A 17,147-nucleotide genomic window follows, 5' to 3' on the forward strand; every position below is an offset into this window, starting at 1 on the left:
CAATATTCAAAAGGACGGCGGTAAAGCTTCCGGCGACGATTCCGTTTGTGGTCAGCAGATTTAAGTAAGAAGGCAGGTGCTTAAACATATCGGGAACGACGGTTACACCGAGTCCCAATCCGACCGAACACGCAACGATCAGAAGGTTTTCCTGCTTTTTAAAGTCAATTTGACTGAGCATTTTAATGCCGTAGGAAATGACCATGCCGAACATGGCCACCATCGCGCCTCCCAGTACTGAAGACGGGATGATGGTCGTGAAGGCTGCGATTTTCGGAAAAAGGCCGAAGAGCATTAAAAGTGCGCCCGTGACACCGATGACTGCGTTTTTCTTAATCCCCGTCAGCTGCACGAGGCCGACGTTTTGGGAATAGGCCGTATACGGAAAAGCATTGAAAATGCCGCTGATGAACACCGCCAGACCTTCCGCGCGGTAGCCTTTTGCTAAATCACGTTCAGACAGGCGCCTGTTTGTCAGGTCACCGAGAGCGAAATAGACGCCGGTTGATTCAACAAGGCTGACAATGGCAACGATGGACATCGTAATAATCGGTGCCGCATGAAATGTCGGCGTCCCGAAATAAAACGGTTTAATCATTTGAATGGCGTCAGCATTCGCCACATTGTCAAATTGCACTTTTCCCATAAAATATGCGATGGCCGTCCCGATGACAATGCCGATTAAAATTGAAATGGATTTCAAAAATCCTTTTGTAAACCGATAAAGCAGCACGATAATGACGAGCACCGTAAATCCGAGGGCAAGGTTAGCCGGATCACCGAAATCCTTGCTGCCTTCCCCGCCGGCAATATGATTCATCGCGACCGGCATTAAGGTCATCCCGATAATCGTCACGACAGATCCGGTTACGACAGGCGGAAAAAAGGATACGAGCTTGCCGAAGAAAAACGACAGCAGAATGACAAGCAGCCCCGATGCCAAAATGCTTCCGTAAATGGCTGAAATTCCGTACTCCTTACCGATGGAAATAATCGGCGCTACCGCGGTGAACGTACAGCCGAGCACAACAGGCAAGCCGATGCCGAAACATTTATTCCTCCATACTTGAAGCAGCGTAGCCGCCCCGCACATAAAAATGTCAATTGATACGAGATATGTCAGCTGTTCTGCGTTCAGTCCCAATGCCGCTCCTACAATTAAAGGGACGACGACGGCGCCTGCATACATGGCAAGCACATGCTGGATACCGAGGGAAAGTGTTTTGGCATAGCCGTTTTTCATGAACGGACCTCCTGTACAAATGTCACTTTTCCGTCTTCAAGCGATTGAATTCTCGCCAGTGATTCGACCCGGCATCCTTTTTTCACCAGCTCGTCTCTTCCCGGCTGAAATGACTTTTCAATGACGATTCCGATCCCGCAAACCGCTGCGCCTGCTTGTTTTACGATGGACAAAAGTCCTTCTGCCGCCTGTCCGTTCGCTAAAAAGTCGTCAATGATTAACACGCGGTCTTCTTGCGAGAGATGATTTCCGGAGATTGCAATCTGACTTTCTGTTTTTTCGTGAAAGAATAGACGGACGCCGTCAGCAGATCATCCGTTAACGTGAGAGACTTCCTTTTTCTCGCAAAGATGACGGGAACGCCGAGTTCAAGACCGGCCATTACCGCAGGGGCAATGCCCGAAGATTCAATTGTGACGATTTTGGTTATCTCGTCTTTTTCAAAACGGCTCGCAAATTCCCGGCCGATCTGCTGCATGAGAACCGGATCAATTTGATGGTTTAAAAAAGAATCCACTTTCAGCACTTGATCAGAAAGAACGATTCCGTCTTCTGCTATTTTTCGTTTTAATGCTTCCACAATGATTACCCCCGCTTATAAAAAATAAAAAAAGCATTGCCCGCTCTCCAAAAAAAGAGCAAGCAATGCCGAATGATCTACACGTAACGGCCGAATAAAGCCGTCCCATTGCTCACTCATAGTCGGACATTTACGGTGACCGGTAGAAACTTGCGTGCCATATCCACGCGATTATATGAGTGTTCGTATGATATTAATCAAATTATAACAAGATACACTTCTTTTGCATAGTGAAATTTGAATATTTCCGAACTTTTACAAAGAATTAGTTTTCGATTATTCGTCTTTTTAGAATTTTTAGAAAAACGCCCGGTGTATGCCGGGCGTTTCGTTTATAAATATAAATTTGAATATTTGCCGACGAGATACTCAATGAGATATTGAACGTTCAATTCTTCTCCCGTTGCATCTTTTATGATATCAAGCGGCATTTTGCGTCTTCCGTGCTGATGAACCTTATCTGTCAGCCATTGTTTGATCGGCTCAAAGTCGCCCCGTTCTATTAATTGATCAAATTCAGGCAGATCCTCAAGCATGGTATGCTTCAGCTGTGCCGCATACATATATCCGAGCGCATAGGAAGGGAAATAGCCGAAATCGCCGCCCGCCCAATGTACGTCCTGCAAAATGCCTTTTGCGTCAGATGGCGGCGTAATGCCTAAATAATCATGATATTTTTGATTCCACAATGCCGGCAGTTCTTCCACTGTCACTTCATTGCTGAAAATTGCTTTTTCAATTTCATAACGGATAATAATATGAAGCGGATATGTCAGCTCATCGGCTTCAATTCGGATAAAGGACGGTTTCGCCTCGTTTACGGCGCGTACAAAATCCTCTCTTTTTACATTTTGAAATTGATCAGGTGAAGCCTCAACCATTTTTTCATAATAGGCGGTCCAGAATTGTTGATTTCTGCCGATAAAGTTTTCATAAAATAACGATTGGGATTCATGAATTCCCATGGATGCACCGTCAGATAAGTTCGTTCCGCTCAGGGCTTCGTCAATATTCTGCTCGTAGATCGCATGCCCGCATTCATGAATCGTTCCGAAAATCGCCGTGCGGAAATCGTTTTCGTCATATCTGGTCGTCACCCGCACATCGCCGCGGTTGATCGTCGTCATAAACGGATGAACCGTTTCGTCCAGGCGGCCGCCGTCAAACTCATACCCAAGTTCTTTTAAGAAATACAAGGAGAGATCTCTTTGTTTTTCTTTCGGAAACGTTTTCGTTATAAAGGAAGTGTCCGGTTTATTTCCGGATGCCGTCACTTTTTTGACAAGCGGAATGATCGCTTCCTTCAATTCAGAAAACAGCTGATCCAGCACCTTTACCGTAACGCCCGGTTCGAAAATATCGAGCAATGCGTTGTATGGATGATCTTCATAGCCCCAATACGAAATAAACCGCTTATTAAAATCAATCAGCTTCTCAAGGTACGGAGCAAACATAGAGAAATCAGAGGCTGCCCTTGCCTCCTCCCAAGCCGTTTCCGCTTTCGATGTCAAAATGACATATTCTCTATACTCATCTTCAGGTATTTTTTATTATGATCATAATCTTTTTTTGCAAGTTCCGCAGCTTTCACTGTATCTTCAGAGAGCTCTTCTGCATGCGCGAGAAGGATGTCAATCAGCTCTTTCATCCGGTCGGATGTCTGGATTTGAAAAACGTCAGCCGACAGCTGCCCGATGCTTTCCGCCCGGTCATCAGAACCTTTTTTCGGGGCTCCCGTTCTTGAGTCCCAATGCATGAGCGCAATGGCTTCTTCATAGTGGGATACTCTTTTTAACAGATCAAAAAACTCTTTTTCATATGTATGTAAATCCATATCCGTTCCCCTCCCTTTTCACTATCAATTACAGGCTAATGGAACGCCGTAATAAAGTCAACTTCCCGGATTTAAAAAAGCCGCAGGATAAGATTCCTGCAGCTTTTGTTTTTATATGATTTTCGGTGTAACAGGCAAGACCTTTTTGACTTCGGCCAGGACCCGTTCACTTTCTCCGCCCGCATAAATGGATATGGTTCCGCTGTCCTGATTAGAACGGATGAGGCGGCCGATTCCCTGCCGGACTCTCAAAAGCATGTACGGCAGATCAACTTCCTCAAACGGATCTTTTTTCGCTCCGTTTCGCTTTGCGGTAAACACAGGATCATGAGGCGGATACGGCAATGCCCAAATGGTCACATTCCGGAGCGAGTCACCGGGAATGTCAAGACCTTCCCATAAGTGGACGGAACAAAGCACGGATTCTTCATCCCGCTGGAATTTTTCGACCAGACTGCTGATCTCCTCGTCGCCTTCGTAGTAAATCGGATACGGCAGCTCCCACGCGGCAGCCTGTTCTTTAAATTCCTTCATGTCTTCAAAGGAAGGGAAAAGAACGAGAGTGCGTCCTTCATTCTCCTTAATGGTTTCAATCGTTTCGGCTGTTTTCTGCTCAGACGTCATGTCACCGTGAAGCGCAACAGACATTTGCTCCTCGTAATCGTACGGAGATTCAACGGTAAATGATAAAGGTTCACGGATTCCGAGACTGTCAGCGATATAATCAAATGAACCGCCCTCAGAAAGAGTGGCCGATGAGAAGATATAAGGAATCTTTTTAGAAAAGACCTTTTCCCCCAAAACTTCGGCTACAGTTCTCGGCATAACGACAAACGTTGAGTCTGTATCCCGCGTTTCAAGCCAGCTGATGGCATCCTTTTGATACAGCGACAGCGAATATGCCATTTGTTCGACGTATTCTTCTACGACTGACAGCTCGTACTTATCGATCGTATACATTTCCGATTCAAATACGAGCGCCTCGCCGATTTTATCGAGCAGACGGCACAGTTCGTCAGCCGCACGCTTAACACGCTGGTCGTTTTGGATGTCCAATCGGTGAGAGCCGGCGATTTCCTTCGATTCCTCTGACAGCACATAGAAAAACTCATCGTTTGCGGCAAGGGCATCTTCAATCAGTTCGGCAAATTCCTCTCTGATGTCATTTTGAAGCAGACGCTCTAAAAACAGCTCAAGCGTCGACTGCTTCACACGATACGTTAACGCTTTTTGCGCGGCGAATTCCAGCAGATGTCCTTCATCAAACACGACGGCGCTGTGATCCGGCAAAAGCGGCAGCTGCCCTTCCCTTTTGCGTGATTCTTCCGTCCATACATGCTCCATGTAGAAATCATGGGAGCAAACAATCAGATCCGTTGATTTTCTGTAATGATCTCTTGAAAGTGTTAAACCGCATCTATGTCTCATATCACATGTTAAACAATCTTGGAAGGAATCATAGCTGACGCCTGCCCACTCTTCATTTGTCAAATCAGCGTACTGTTTGCGGTCGCCGTACGGATAAAAGCGCTGCATCGCTTGTGATTCGTGTACGAATGAAGGCAGCGACTCATAAAGATCCAGCCACTTTTCATCATCAGAACGCTGCATCGTTTTCTCAAGCTTTTTCAGACACAGATACTGCTCATGGGATTTGGACAGCCGTGTATCAATCTGCAGATCCAAATGTTCTGTCAGCTTGGAAATGTCGCCTTCTTTTTTGACAAGCTGTTCTATTAACGTTTCATCGGCGCATGCGATAATGGCCGGTTTACCCGTATATCTTGCATAGCTGATGGCAAACAGCAGATACACCAGCGTTTTCCCCGTACCGACTCCTGCCTCAGCGAACATGACCTTTTTCTCTTTAAAAGCCCGTTCAAGCTGAAACGCCATAAATACCTGCTCATCCCGAAGGTCAAAGCCTTTCTCGGGAAGGATATCGTAAAACACGTCACCAATCCAATTGTTCAATTCTTCGTAAAAATTCTTTTCTTTTGTTAAAGCAAAAGGCAAACGTGATGTTGTCACCCAACTCCAACCCCTAACTATTCGGCATTCAGACCATCTATAATATCATTTAACCCTTTTCACTACAACAAAAAAACTTGGCCACGCCAAGTTTTTGTCATTACTCATTTCCGGTTAATGATATGTGTACATAGGAACGGATGGTCTGTTGAATGTGTATGTTTTACCGCATTTTCAAGTTCTTCCTGTGCGTGTGTCATGGCGGAAGGACCGAACTCCGCTCCGGCTTCCTCCAGCCGGAAAGCAGTTGCGTCTAACGCCTTTTGTATTTTACTGAAGTGCTCGCTGTTCAGCATAAAATAAGATCACCTCTCAAATAGAAATAATCATCATTCTATGCCGATGCTTCACTTTCTATACATGCCATCCTGAATGATCCGCACCTGACCTGCACAAACTACAACAGATATTCGATCGAATATCCATCTTCACAAAATTATTCTATCCGGGAGTGATGGTTACATGAGTTATAAAGATCGATTAGATCAGCATTCTGAATTGTTTCATCACAATTGGACGCGGCCGAAACGCTCTAAATCGCAGGTGAACGGCCACACCGAAATGTCCCAGACCAACATTATTTTACGGAGCAACGCAAAAGCGCACCGCTGGTAATGGCAGAATAAAACGTAAAGATGCCGGAGAAGACGCTGTTTCAGGCGTCTTCTCTTTGTTACGGCTTTTTCCGCTGCGGCCGCACTTTAGCCCAGTACTGATAATAATCCGTTTTGATAAAACCGTTAAAGAGCTTCCGTTTTTTTGTTGCTTTTCTTCCGTAGACCTCTTCAAATTGTTCATTTGACGTTAACATGTAGACAGACCATGTATCAAGAGATTCAAATGCCCGGCCCATTTCTTTATACATCTGCTCGACTTCCTTTTTTTCGCCGAGCCGTTCGCCGTACGGAGGGTTTCCGACGATAACGCCGAATTCGAGTTTCGTCGTAAAATCCTGCACTCGCATCTGCTTGCATTCGATCAGGTCCCCAAGTCCCGCTTCTTCTGCATTTTCTTTGGCGATGTTTACCATCCGGTGATCTACGTCACTGGCAAAGATCTGCAGCGGCTGATCATAGTTCGCCTTTTCTTCCACTTCAAGGCGCGCCTTGTCCCATAGTTCTTTTCCGATCCATTCCCAGTCTTCTGAAGCAAAATCACGGTTAAAACCCGGAGCAATGTTTTGCCCGATTAAAGCGGCTTCGATGGCGATCGTGCCGGAACCGCAGAACGGATCGACGAACGGACGGTCAGGCGTCCAGTTGGTTAACAGAATTAACGCGGCAGCGAGCGTTTCTTTAATCGGAGCTCCGCCCTGATCAACCCTGTATCCCCGTTTGTGAAGGCCTGTTCCTGATGAATCCAGCGTAAGCACCGCTTTATCTTTTAAAAGGGAAATCTCTACCTTATACTCGGGTCCCGTTTCTTCAATCCATTCATTTTGTTTTCCTGATTGAAGTTTCAGCTTTTCCGCTATCGCCTTTTTGACGATCCGCTGGCAGTCGGGCACACTGGCAAGCACTGATTTCACGGACTTTCCGATAACGGGGAACTTTGCGTTTTCGGGAATGTACGCGCGCCAGTCAATCGCTTTTGTTTTTCAAACAGCTCATCAAACGTTTTTGCCTGAAACTCGGCGACCTGTACTTTAATGCGGTCAGCCGTCCGCAGCCATAAGTTAGCGCGGCAGATCGCAAGCGCATCTCCTTCAAAAATGACTTTTCCGTTGTCTACTTTGCATTCATAACCTAAATCACGCACTTCTTTGGCGACGATCGCTTCAATTCCCATCGGCGCCGTCGCTATTAGTGTGTACTTCTTCATCGTATCACCCTGTCTCTTTTAAGCTTTCGTTTCATTCAAGATAAAAGCTCCCCTTTAAAGGAGAGCTCTAATTTGTCATATCAATAATGTTTAACGTTCTGTAAGCCATGTTTTGTTCCGTCGTACTGCAATCGGCTCATCACCTCGTACTCAGGCGGCAATCATCTATCTACAGAAAGTATTCTGTCCTTCTATCTGTTCAGTTCCTTCAAGAAGGTTCCCCTACCAAAATTTGGGTTTCTCGCTCGAGGGGTTTACCGCGTTCCACTCTCACCATTTCTGATGAGACTTCGTCACTGTGGCACTTTCAAGGATACTCAGCCATATCCGGAGACGTAGGCTTTTTTCCTGCCGTCAGCCTATCAAGGCTGCCCTAGCTTATTTCTTCGCTAGGCACGAACACTACGGGCATCTCAGCACCGTGCGAGCATGGACTTTCCTCTACAGATTCAAAGATCTGCAGCGATTACCCGAACGTTAAGAACACTTGTTCATTATAAAGCAACTTGTCTCATTTGACAAGTGCATCTGCCTTATTCGTCATAAAGTTTGCTGCCGAATACATGTTTCTCAAGGTTGGACAGCCTTTTCAGAATGTCAAAGTTGGTCGTATTGGACTGCACCGGCTGTTTTTTGCTTGCTTCTTCAAGCTGTTTTTTCAGCTGCAGATTTTCCTGCTGCAGTTCTTCAATTTCTTGATGAAAGGTTTCATAATCCTTAATAATCATATCTAAAAATTTGTCAACGTCTTCTTGTCTGTAACCTCTAACGCCTGTTTTAAATTCTTTTTCCAAAATGTCTTTCGCAGAAAGCTTTACTTTATCAGCAAGCATCTTTTTCACCTCATATCGTGAATCATCATGTTATATTTTATTCAGAAACACGTCCCGTTGTCAAATATTCTCTGACGTGTTATGTAAAGAAATCTTCTTCTTCAACGGCGGCACGGAGATCATCCATCGTAATCGAATAAATCGGATATCCGTCGGTTTCACGGCGTTTTTCTGCCTGCTGCAGCATATATTTCGGCGACCCTTCCACCTCCGGATCATATAAAAGCAAAAGCGCATCTGACTTTTCAATAAAGAACGCGTTTTTCTGCCGGAATTGGAGAGGACTTTCGTACGGCCGATGCGTCAGGCTCTCCTCATAATCTGCCTGAGCAAGCACCGCTTCATACATTTCTTTATTCGGCTCCTTCCACTTTTCCTCCTGGCCGTAGAAAGGCGTGATAACGGCAACCTTTAATTCCGGATACTCTTCTCTGAGATCATACGCCGTTTCTGCCGCCCAAAGCTCAGTCCCCAGCTGTCCGGATATGAGAATCCATTCCAAGCCTTCGTCAATAAAGCTTCTGAGTCTGGTTTCTATCGCCTTTTTTATATAAACAAGCGCCCGGTCATCCTGTTTAAAAATCCCGAGTTCAAACGGCTTGTACCCCGTTACGGCTAATACTTTCAATTGATCACCTGCTTAAAAAATGGGGCTCCCCATCGGGCCCCATTTTGATTTGCTGATATCCTAACCGATCTTGCTTAAGCATTCAATACTAATGATCGCAGCAAGGGCTTCCGCACTGAAAATGCTGGTGAGTTGTCGGGTCAACATTTGAAAAAGTGTGCGGATAGTAATGAACGTGCTCAAAGTTGTGGTGATTTACGTTAGTTGTATGTTGCGGATGAATATGCGGCACAACCGTGTTAGAAAAGCAATGGTGTTCACAGCAATGAGTCGGATGGACAATCGGCGGCATCACGTTTGGTCTGCAACAATGATGATGAAACATGCTAAATCCCCTCTCCATTAACTTTTATTACACTGTTAGGTTATGAAGAAAAGAGGGTGCATGTTCTAATTCAATCACCCAATTTAAAAGTGCGTCAGCAAGCTGTCTTTAAAATTCGAAAATACAAACGCAATCAAAAAAACCACGACAAAGAACAAGTAAAAAACACCTTTATACATACCAACTCTCCCCTATAAATAACTAACGCTATTTTACAAGATGCGGCACCATTCTACAACAAAATCGATGCGGATTCAGAAAAAAATATTTTTGGCGAAACAGCTCGGCTTTTGCGCTTTCCCGGGCAATATTTTAAGAGGAATATTTCCTCTTGAGCCGGGCAATTCTTACATGGAGCTTCTCGGCTTCTTTTTCCGATATTTCCCCGTCTTCTGCCGCCTGCTGTGCGGCCTGCAGAGCTTTTTTGTAATCTTTTGCATGATGCTCAAAATAGATCGCCAGCTCAACCGCTGATTGGTGTCTGCATGTGTGAAGATCAGAGCCCGTCAGTTTCTCCCAAAGGGGCACGGCGTCTTGCCTGCGGTTTTGTTTTTTATAAAGCATCGCTAAGTCAAAAAGGGCCCGATCCGAATCTTCAAAGTCTTTGCCTTGCAGCGCTTCCAGCTGCGAAACGGCGCGATCGGTTTCTTTATGAGCGATAAACCATTTCGCCATGGCGTATGCTTCCTGACGTTCTGACGTCTGATCAGAAGATGCAAAAATCTTTTTTGACATATGGATGTAAAGAGCGATGAGGGAAAGCACATCTTGTTCATTATGCGAGAGCACTCCCTTTAAAAGAGCCGGGTCCTCCGCCTTTAAAAATTGAAAATACAGCATCGGCGCCAAATAACCAGGGGTGTCTTCGTCCCTTTTAAAAGCAAGCTCTTCATTTTCAACCGTCGAAAGCGATACACGCTCTAACTTATGTTTCCAAAGCCGTCTCGCCCCGTGCAGAAGATCAAAGTGCCCGAAGTCAGGAAGTTTCGGAAGCCTGTCCCGCAGCAATGTATGCCTGGTTTTTACCTGCGGCCAGTCAAAGGCTTTTCCGTTATACGTAACAAGGGACGTAATGTCAACCTCACTTAAAAAGCTTTTGTAAAGAGCCGTCTCGTTTCCCGGTTTAGGGAGCAGATGCTGTTTAACCGCGACACGGTCTTCATACACTCTTGCATGGCCGAGCAAAAAGATCATATTGCCTGCCCCGCCGCCGAGGCCGGTCGTTTCAGTATCAAAGAAGAACAGCTGGCTTTTTTCGTATCCTTCTGCTGATAAAGTATGTGTCAAACCGCCTTTATTCCATAATGCCATGACGTCATCAAGTTCACTGAAGCTGTACCGTCCGTGGCGGTGCGAAAGCGGATAGACGGTTTCGCGGATAAGACAGTATTCATCCTCAAAAAAGAAAGGCTTCACTCCGAATGCCTCCCATTCTTCTCTAAACGGGACTTGAATATCCGGGACCGAAAGTTGTGAAGCTGCCGGCTTTTTTTCAGCTTCCGGCACATTCAGGTGGTTTTTCATCCGCTTTAATTTATTTTTCAAGGACATCTTTCGTCCCCCTTTTCTTTTACACGTAATTCAAGAGCTTGAGTATCGCTTTCTTTGCATCTATTCCTTCTATTTCGGAGCCGATGCAGGAAGGACATCCGTCTTGACATGGACATTGTCTGATCAGGCGCTCAGCCCCTTCATTGATTTCATCAAATCGCTTATATACTTCATCGGCAAGTCCGATTCCGCCCGGATAATGATCATACAGAAAGATTGTCGGAAGTCCCGTATGTGCGGCTTTGATTTGCGGCACGACATGCACGTCATTTCGGTCGCACATGACGTATACAGGCACGATATGCTGCAGGACGTGGGCAATGCCTATAAGCAGCTGTTCAAGCGTTTTTTCGCCGATCTCCGAATCCGTTTCTTTTAATTCAAGCCAGGCTGCACTGGTATGCAGTTCTTCTTCAGGAAGATGAATCGGTCCTGATCCTATATTTTCAAATGTCGTCATTTTAATTTTTTAAATATTGTCGGAAGTGCGTTCACGGTGACGTCGCCGAAATGTAAGGCCGTTTTCTTTCTGCTGTCCGTTCTGTCAATGTCCAGCACTTTCAGCTGCACCGCTAAATTGGCATCTGTATAATATTCGACATCGACCTTTCGCACGTACGCTTTTTTATGATCCCAATCAAGCTTTTCAACCTGATACTGCACCCCTTCATGAAGATAAATCGCTTCGTCATGAAGAAGCGTCATCGCGCTGAAGCGGTCCATTTCTCCGATGATTTTTACATCAGCCGTCTCTGACCGGTCAACGATGACCACGTTTTCCTGTGACGCCGAACGGAGACTGATGTTGGAGGCGGGAAAAGATTCGCTCGCCCAGTGATAGCGTTCGCGGTTTTCGTGAAGCACCCCTTCTTCCTCTAAATACTCGAGAATGTCTCTCGCATCATTTTCTCCGAATGTTTCATCGGCTCTGAAAGGCAGCTCATACGCGGCGCATTTCAGGTGATCGACCAATATAATGAGATTATCGGGATTAATCCGTGCAGATTCAGGCGAGCGTTTAAAGAAATAATCAGGATGGCGCACAATATATTGGTCAATCGGATCAGAGTTCGCCACCATCACGATAAGCGCCTCACCCTGCCGCCGTCCGGCCCGGCCCGCCTGCTGCCATGCGCTCGCGACACTGCCCGGGTACCCCGTCATCACGCAGACCTGAAGCTGGCCGATATCAACGCCGAGCTCCAGCGCGTTTGTGCTGACAACGCCGAGAATGCTGCCGTCTCTTAACCCCCGCTCTATTTCTCTTCTTTCTTTCGGAAGATATCCGCCGCGATAGCCTCTGACAGACTTCGCGCCGATTTCTTTTTTTACGATCTCCTGAATGTGGCTTAAAATAATTTCAACCCGGACACGGCTTCTGGCAAAAACAATCGTCTGGATCTTATTTTTTAAAAAAGTTTTGGCAAGTTCGTTCACTTCCACGGTGGCGCTTTTTCGAATATGCAGCGGTTTATTTACAATCGGCGGATTGTAAAAAGCAAAGTGCTTTCTTCCTGCCGGGGCACCGTTGTCGTCAATCAGGCGCACAGATTTCCCCGTCAGCTGCTCCGCCAACTCCCTCGGATTGGCGATTGTGGCGGATGTGCAGATAAATGACGGCGTGCTTCCGTAAAAAGCGCAGATTCTCATTAAACGGCGGATGACGTTCGCCACATGGCTGCCGAATACGCCGCGGTACGTATGTAATTCATCAATGACGATATATTTCAGGTTTTCAAACAGACTCACCCATTTTGTATGGTGGGGAAGAATGGCTGAATGAAGCATATCGGGATTTGTGATCACAATATGCCCTGCCTTTCTGACTTTCTGCCTGATGGCCGGAGACGTATCGCCGTCATAGGTGAAGCTTTTAATGTCCATACCCGTCTCGTCTATGATTTCATTCAGCTCGCTTTTTTGATCCTGCGCGAGCGCCTTTGTCGGAAATAAATAAAGCGCGCGGCTTGAGGCATCTTCCGCGATAGACTGAAGAACCGGAAGATTATAGCAAAGTGTTTTTCCGGAGGCCGTCGGTGTGACGGCGACAATGCTTTCTCCGTTTTGAACCGTCTGAAAAGCGGAGTATTGATGTGTAAAAAGCCGCTCGATCCCCCTCTTTTCGAGAGCAGCCCGAATGTTCGGATCTACTTGCTCCGGCATCGGCATGGTTTTCGCCTCCCGCGGTTCCTCTTCATGCCAATGCACAATATTTTCATGATTTTTTAATTCCTGAATCAGTTCGCTCAGTGATTTTTTCTTCATCGTTCACACCTCTTTATGAGGTACAGTTTACCGAATATTTGTTTGCCTGGCTAGATGAAAATCCTGCACAAGAAAAAAAGCAGGGAATCAGCCCCTGCCTACTTCATTTTTATCGTAAAAAGCTCTGTTTGTCCTTTTTTCGCTTCATTTGCGCCTGCAAATTGCAAAGGTTCTGCGGCATCGCCATTCATAATCACCATAGGGATGACGGTGCTGCTTGCTTTTTCTTTTATTAAATCCAGCCGGCACGTTAAAAGCAGATCGCCTGTTTTCACTTTGTCTCCTTCTTTTACATGCGCTTCAAAGCCTTCGCCGTTCATATTGACGGTATCCAAACCGACATGTATCAAAAGTTCCGCTCCGGAAAGGGTGCGGATGCCGACAGCATGTTTTGTATGGAACAGCTGAATCACTTCTCCCTCAACCGGTGAAACAACGTCTCCGTTTGCAGGCTCGACGGCGATCCCGTCCCCCATCATTTTTTGTGAAAATACGGGATCCGGCACTGAAGCCAAATCCATCACCGCTCCGTCAGCCGGAGAAAAAATCACTTCCTCGGCCGGCTTTTTCCGGCTGTCTCCCAATCCGAATAATTTTTTCAGCAATGTGTTGTGCTCCCCTTCCTAAATGTGAATCCGTTACCAGTTTATTCTCCACTATTTAACCATACTTTCTTTTTCCTTCAATTCTTAACCATACGGCATAACATCGCATAGTCTGTTTGTAAAAAGGCGGTGGTCATATGGATCAATCACAAAACGATAAACTTGATCCGCAAAGAAATGAGGACATCATCAGCCATGCGATGGACCAATTTTTTCACTCAGGTCCCTTCGCAGAATTGATGCAGGGTTTTCAGCACCTTGTCAATTCGGCTTTTACTGAAGCGCAAGTGACGATTGACGTCAGAGAAGAGCCGACGGGCCTCGCGGTTGATATCGGCGTTCCCGAGACGTTCCGTGACGGGGATATGCTGGTGGAAACGAAAGGGTGCTACCTTCACGTTACAATCCGCTACGATCATAAACAGGCTCATTCATCCCATGTATCTTCAAGCATGACAAGAACCGTTGTCCTCCCGTATAAGGTAAATGAAGAAGATATGGAAACATCCTGGAATGAACAGACGCTTACCCTCTTTTTCCCCAAAAAATAAGCATGAATGATGAATATCATTCATGCTTTTTATTTGAAGATACTGGTGAAGCCTTTCACCAGCGATCCGACCTGATTTACGGCGCTTACCATCTGCCCCGTTGTATCCATCATTTTATTAAAGTCAAACTGTCCGTTCGTTTTTTAAACTGGGAGAGTATGCCTGAGAATTGGGAAGACTGCTGCTGATTCGGTCTGGGAACGGGGTAAGGATTCACAAACTCCGGCTGGCCCCCGGGCATGCCTGCCTGAGGAGGAGCGGGAGCATACGGCGGCTGTATATGACCGTATTCCTGATTCGGATAAAATTGCTGCGGGTACTGCCCTTGCTGATGATATGGCGGCTGCTGCAATGGCTGTATCTGCTGCGGATACGGCGGCTGTAATGGTTGTATCTGCTGCGGGTAGAAATATCCCGCCGGCTGCTGGTACATATTTTGATATGGCTGCGCTCTCCATTGCATATGACATTCCCCCTTGTCTCTCACTAAGTTTCTGCTATATATGTATGAATTCCGCCTTGGTTATGTGCTTTGGGTGATTCTGATTTTTGTCAAATGCTGTCGAAAGTCTTAATTTTTTAAAAACAGAAAAAAGTCGAATCGTTATGTTAACATAATCTCAACATACATGAGAGGGGATGCACCATTATGAACGTATCATACTTAAGAAAGCGTTTTGCTGAAGTGAAAAAATATGAAACAGATTGTGCAGATAAACTGATGGACTTTGCAAAATTTCTCTATATTCAAGGCCATCTCACCGCAACCGAATTTCGAAACAGTATGAAGGTTCTCGAAGCAAGTGGAGCAGAAAACCCGGCGTATGAATAACATACCCGACCCCTTTATATAAAAGAAGGCAGCCGTTTTCAGCTGCCTTCTTTTTCAATTTCATCCCTTAATATACGAAGCGTATATAAAACAGATTCAGTTAAATCCCTGTATCTTTTTTTATGAATATGATGAACATATGATTGGAGCATCAGCTCCCCGAAATTTTCTGTAACGGCCTGAATTTGTGCATGATGAACGTATTTCGGACGGTTTTCCTGAATAAACGCAAGCGCTGCTTCTGTCCAAAGCGCGCAAAGCCGGTCTCTTTTTTCAACATCGGGTTTAATCGTCTCAAAAAAATCATATGAACGGCCTGACTCTTTTCCATCCTGATACCTTTTTTCGGCTTCCAGAACCGCCTCTATCATTTGTTCTGTCAGCTCCAATAACGACTGTGTCTGCAAACGGACTCACCTCAGTACATATGGTACCAAAGTTTTTGCACAAAATCAGCTTATCCGGCAGGCTCTCGGCAAATCCTTTTTACGCCGGTCAGTCAAAAACAGGTCATCAATACAAACATGAAGCTCCCGCGCCTCTTCCTCAAGACGGGAAAGTTTCTCCTGCCTGATTTCTTCTGCTTCCGCCTGACAGGATCTGACTGCTTGAGTAAGCGTCTTTTCAGCAGCAAAAATCCGGGTTTCAATATCAGAAAGCAGACGGAGAATATCAGCCTTGCTCGTGTAAACAGACATTCATGTTCCTCCCTTTTATCACTTGCGTCTCTTTCAAATATAATTCTCGTTTTCATACCGCTCTCCTCTGCACATGACAAAACTAGAAGCAGTTCGGCAAACAAACAGAGATTATCCTAAAAGGCGTGCCTTTCGACAAAAAAAGTGCCGCAAACTTTGTATGAACCGGCACGTTAATGCAAACGATACAGTTGAGGAGGTGCCGTATGAAAACGAGACCGAAAAATGCAGGTAAACAGCAAAAAACCGAAGCAAAAACAACTGATACGCTTGATAAAAAATTAGGCGGCCCAAACCGCCCTTCCACGTAACACACCAGCAGCCCGAAACCCCATCGAACGGTTTCGGGCTTTTTCATTTCTTCAGCCACTCTTTAACCGCGAAGAGCGCATGGAGCTCCCGTCTTTTCTGGAAGTACCAGTCCGTCAGTTCAAGCTGTTTCGGCATTTTCTCCTGTAAGAAAGCCCCTTTTCTTAACCTTTTTTGAAACCAATCCGCCCTTTCGCCGTCTAATGAGTGGGCAACAATGGGATAGGTTGTCCTAAGCATGGGTGATGTTCTTTTTTTGATGCCGATCATTTTCTCCATATCAAAGCGTGAACCGGTATGAGGAACGGTATTAAGAAAACGGTAAAAAGAAGCGTGAAGATCAGGGCTGAACAGAAGGCGGGCCAGCTGTTTTCCGAGCGTAATTCTCTCTTCGGTTTTTGAAAACCGTTTGACGGAAATTCCGTATAAATGTCCGTCAAATGAAGGGAATATCACCGTATTAAAGTGAAACCAATCACTTAAATAAAAAGGAATCGTGCCAAAAACATTCTTTTTAAACGAAGGATTTTGTATAATAGGTGCTTGGATAGTGTTTTGTTCATTTATAATAAGAGCATACATGAGCCGTTCCGTATCTCCGTCACGCCAAAAGCGGAACCATTCTTCCTGCATAAAAGCCGAGACGCGGAAATGAGGAAGATGACGGAAAAGAGGTTCGCCGATTTGTTTTGACCACTGGTAGACCAGAAGCTGAGGATAGGCATCAGAAAAAATCAGCCAATTCGCCCTTTCATACGAAAGGAAAAACCAGTTTTTCTGACTGCTGTCAAGGCCCTCCTGATAAAGGACGCCTCTTAAATCAGTCATCGACCAGCCCGCATTGCGGGACACAAAGGATGCCAAAAGCGGCCACTTGATCTCTGGATGGCGGTCATAATATGCTTTATAGGCATTCGTCCGGGAAATATTATCGGCATTTTTATTTTCGTCTCTTTTTCGATCAGGCGAAGAATGGCGGTTACGGTCTGTCGTTTATGCACGTTCATTCACTTCCGTCACTATTAGTTTGATAAGGAGGAT

14 protein-coding genes, 1 other RNA gene, 7 pseudogenes and 1 riboswitch are annotated in these 17,147 nt (G+C 45.6%); of the genes and pseudogenes, 4 read left to right on the forward strand and 18 right to left on the reverse strand.

Annotated features, from left to right (window positions below):
• The 5 genes and pseudogenes from pbuX to D368_RS17495 all read right to left on the reverse strand — a co-directional run.
• Positions 1-1,243: xanthine permease PbuX (gene pbuX / locus D368_RS17475; RefSeq protein WP_486129294.1), on the reverse strand; the 1,243-nt coding region annotated here is incomplete at its 3' end.
• Positions 1,240-1,823, reverse strand: a pseudogene (gene xpt / locus D368_RS17480) (xanthine phosphoribosyltransferase). The pseudogene xpt and the gene pbuX, both read right to left, overlap by 4 nt.
• Positions 1,824-1,922: 99 nt before the next feature.
• A riboswitch (purine riboswitch) is annotated at positions 1,923-2,022 on the reverse strand.
• 133 nt (positions 2,023-2,155) lie between these two features.
• Positions 2,156-3,657 (reverse strand): annotated as a pseudogene (locus tag D368_RS17485) (carboxypeptidase M32).
• Between the two features lie 111 nt (positions 3,658-3,768).
• A complete protein-coding gene (locus D368_RS17490) occupies positions 3,769-5,688 on the reverse strand; it encodes an ATP-dependent DNA helicase (protein WP_071391708.1) in 1,920 nt (639 codons plus the stop codon).
• 104 nt (positions 5,689-5,792) lie between these two features.
• Positions 5,793-5,984, reverse strand: coding sequence for a hypothetical protein (locus D368_RS17495; protein WP_003153550.1), 192 nt, complete (start codon positions 5,982-5,984; stop codon positions 5,793-5,795).
• Positions 5,985-6,150: 166 nt separating this feature from the next.
• Here D368_RS17495 and D368_RS17500 point away from each other — a divergent pair, with 166 nt between their 5' ends.
• A complete protein-coding gene (locus tag D368_RS17500) occupies positions 6,151-6,303 on the forward strand; it encodes a YpzG family protein (protein WP_003153548.1) in 153 nt (50 codons plus the stop codon).
• A gap of 58 nt (positions 6,304-6,361) precedes the next feature.
• On the opposite strand, the pseudogene D368_RS17505 reads toward D368_RS17500, so the two are convergent.
• From D368_RS17505 to D368_RS17545, 9 genes and pseudogenes are all read right to left on the reverse strand, one after another.
• Positions 6,362-7,509, reverse strand: a pseudogene (locus tag D368_RS17505) (THUMP domain-containing class I SAM-dependent RNA methyltransferase).
• Positions 7,510-7,605: 96 nt separating this feature from the next.
• An RNA gene (gene rnpB, locus D368_RS17510) (RNase P RNA component class B) lies at positions 7,606-7,987 on the reverse strand.
• Positions 7,988-8,042: 55 nt separating this feature from the next.
• Positions 8,043-8,342, reverse strand: a complete 300-nt coding sequence (gpsB, locus tag D368_RS17515; protein WP_003153541.1) for a cell division regulator GpsB — start codon at positions 8,340-8,342, stop codon at positions 8,043-8,045.
• Between the two features lie 79 nt (positions 8,343-8,421).
• Positions 8,422-8,970, reverse strand: coding sequence for an SLOG family protein (locus tag D368_RS17520; RefSeq protein ID WP_014305282.1), 549 nt, complete (start codon positions 8,968-8,970; stop codon positions 8,422-8,424).
• Between the two features lie 88 nt (positions 8,971-9,058).
• Positions 9,059-9,295, reverse strand: a complete 237-nt coding sequence (cotD, locus tag D368_RS17525) for a spore coat protein CotD (protein ID WP_003153539.1) — start codon at positions 9,293-9,295, stop codon at positions 9,059-9,061.
• Positions 9,296-9,378: 83 nt separating this feature from the next.
• Positions 9,379-9,486 (reverse strand): annotated as a pseudogene (locus D368_RS17530) (hypothetical protein); the annotation flags it as partial.
• Between the two features lie 121 nt (positions 9,487-9,607).
• Positions 9,608-10,846 (reverse strand): ribonuclease H-like domain-containing protein, encoded by a 1,239-nt coding sequence (locus D368_RS17535; protein ID WP_128575017.1) that lies wholly within the window; start codon positions 10,844-10,846, stop codon positions 9,608-9,610.
• A gap of 19 nt (positions 10,847-10,865) precedes the next feature.
• Positions 10,866-13,111: pseudogene (locus tag D368_RS17540) on the reverse strand (DEAD/DEAH box helicase).
• A 98-nt stretch (positions 13,112-13,209) separates the two neighbouring features.
• Entirely contained in the window at positions 13,210-13,716 is a 507-nt protein-coding gene (locus tag D368_RS17545; RefSeq protein WP_128575018.1) for a PTS sugar transporter subunit IIA, read from the reverse strand.
• Between the two features lie 137 nt (positions 13,717-13,853).
• Here D368_RS17545 and D368_RS17550 point away from each other — a divergent pair, with 137 nt between their 5' ends.
• The gene (locus D368_RS17550) at positions 13,854-14,267 is read left to right on the forward strand and encodes an Hsp20/alpha crystallin family protein (protein ID WP_070082015.1); all 414 of its coding nucleotides are present in this window, start codon (positions 13,854-13,856) and stop codon (positions 14,265-14,267) included.
• Between the two features lie 29 nt (positions 14,268-14,296).
• On the opposite strand, the pseudogene D368_RS17555 reads toward D368_RS17550, so the two are convergent.
• Positions 14,297-14,730, reverse strand: a pseudogene (locus D368_RS17555) (YppG family protein).
• A gap of 186 nt (positions 14,731-14,916) precedes the next feature.
• Here D368_RS17555 and D368_RS17560 point away from each other — a divergent pair.
• Positions 14,917-15,099, forward strand: a complete 183-nt coding sequence (locus tag D368_RS17560; protein ID WP_003153532.1) for a YppF family protein — start codon at positions 14,917-14,919, stop codon at positions 15,097-15,099.
• Between the two features lie 38 nt (positions 15,100-15,137).
• Here the strand turns inward: D368_RS17560 and D368_RS17565 are convergent, their stop codons facing one another.
• Both D368_RS17565 and D368_RS17570 read right to left on the reverse strand, forming a co-directional pair.
• Positions 15,138-15,506, reverse strand: a complete 369-nt coding sequence (locus tag D368_RS17565; RefSeq protein ID WP_003153529.1) for a YppE family protein — start codon at positions 15,504-15,506, stop codon at positions 15,138-15,140.
• Between the two features lie 45 nt (positions 15,507-15,551).
• Positions 15,552-15,797, reverse strand: a complete 246-nt coding sequence (locus D368_RS17570; protein WP_128575019.1) for a DUF5446 family protein — start codon at positions 15,795-15,797, stop codon at positions 15,552-15,554.
• A 206-nt stretch (positions 15,798-16,003) separates the two neighbouring features.
• Here D368_RS17570 and sspM point away from each other — a divergent pair, with 206 nt between their 5' ends.
• A complete protein-coding gene (gene sspM, locus D368_RS17575) occupies positions 16,004-16,108 on the forward strand; it encodes an acid-soluble spore protein SspM (RefSeq protein WP_003153525.1) in 105 nt (34 codons plus the stop codon).
• 43 nt (positions 16,109-16,151) lie between these two features.
• Here sspM and D368_RS17580 read toward each other — a convergent pair.
• Positions 16,152-17,113: pseudogene (locus D368_RS17580) on the reverse strand (DUF2515 domain-containing protein).
• Positions 17,114-17,147: the final 34 nt, after the last annotated feature.

This window comes from Paenibacillus lentimorbus NRRL B-30488 (assembly GCF_000411595.1).
GTDB classification, from domain to species: domain Bacteria; phylum Bacillota; class Bacilli; order Bacillales; family Bacillaceae; genus Bacillus; species Bacillus velezensis.

Bases quoted from the DNA above. Each gene is read 5' to 3' on its own strand.
- D368_RS17495 (WP_003153550.1), bottom strand. From the start codon at position 5,984: ATGCTGAACAGCGAGCACTTCAGTAAAATACAAAAGGCGTTAGACGCA.
- D368_RS17500 (WP_003153548.1), top strand. From the start codon at position 6,151: ATGAGTTATAAAGATCGATTAGATCAGCATTCTGAATTGTTTCATCAC.
- gpsB (WP_003153541.1), bottom strand. From the start codon at position 8,342: ATGCTTGCTGATAAAGTAAAGCTTTCTGCGAAAGACATTTTGGAAAAA.
- cotD (WP_003153539.1), bottom strand. From the start codon at position 9,295: ATGTTTCATCATCATTGTTGCAGACCAAACGTGATGCCGCCGATTGTC.
- D368_RS17535 (WP_128575017.1), bottom strand. From the start codon at position 10,846: ATGTCCTTGAAAAATAAATTAAAGCGGATGAAAAACCACCTGAATGTG.
- D368_RS17550 (WP_070082015.1), top strand. From the start codon at position 13,854: ATGGATCAATCACAAAACGATAAACTTGATCCGCAAAGAAATGAGGAC.
- D368_RS17560 (WP_003153532.1), top strand. From the start codon at position 14,917: ATGAACGTATCATACTTAAGAAAGCGTTTTGCTGAAGTGAAAAAATAT.
- D368_RS17570 (WP_128575019.1), bottom strand. From the start codon at position 15,797: ATGTCTGTTTACACGAGCAAGGCTGATATTCTCCGTCTGCTTTCTGAT.
- sspM (WP_003153525.1), top strand. From the start codon at position 16,004: ATGAAAACGAGACCGAAAAATGCAGGTAAACAGCAAAAAACCGAAGCA.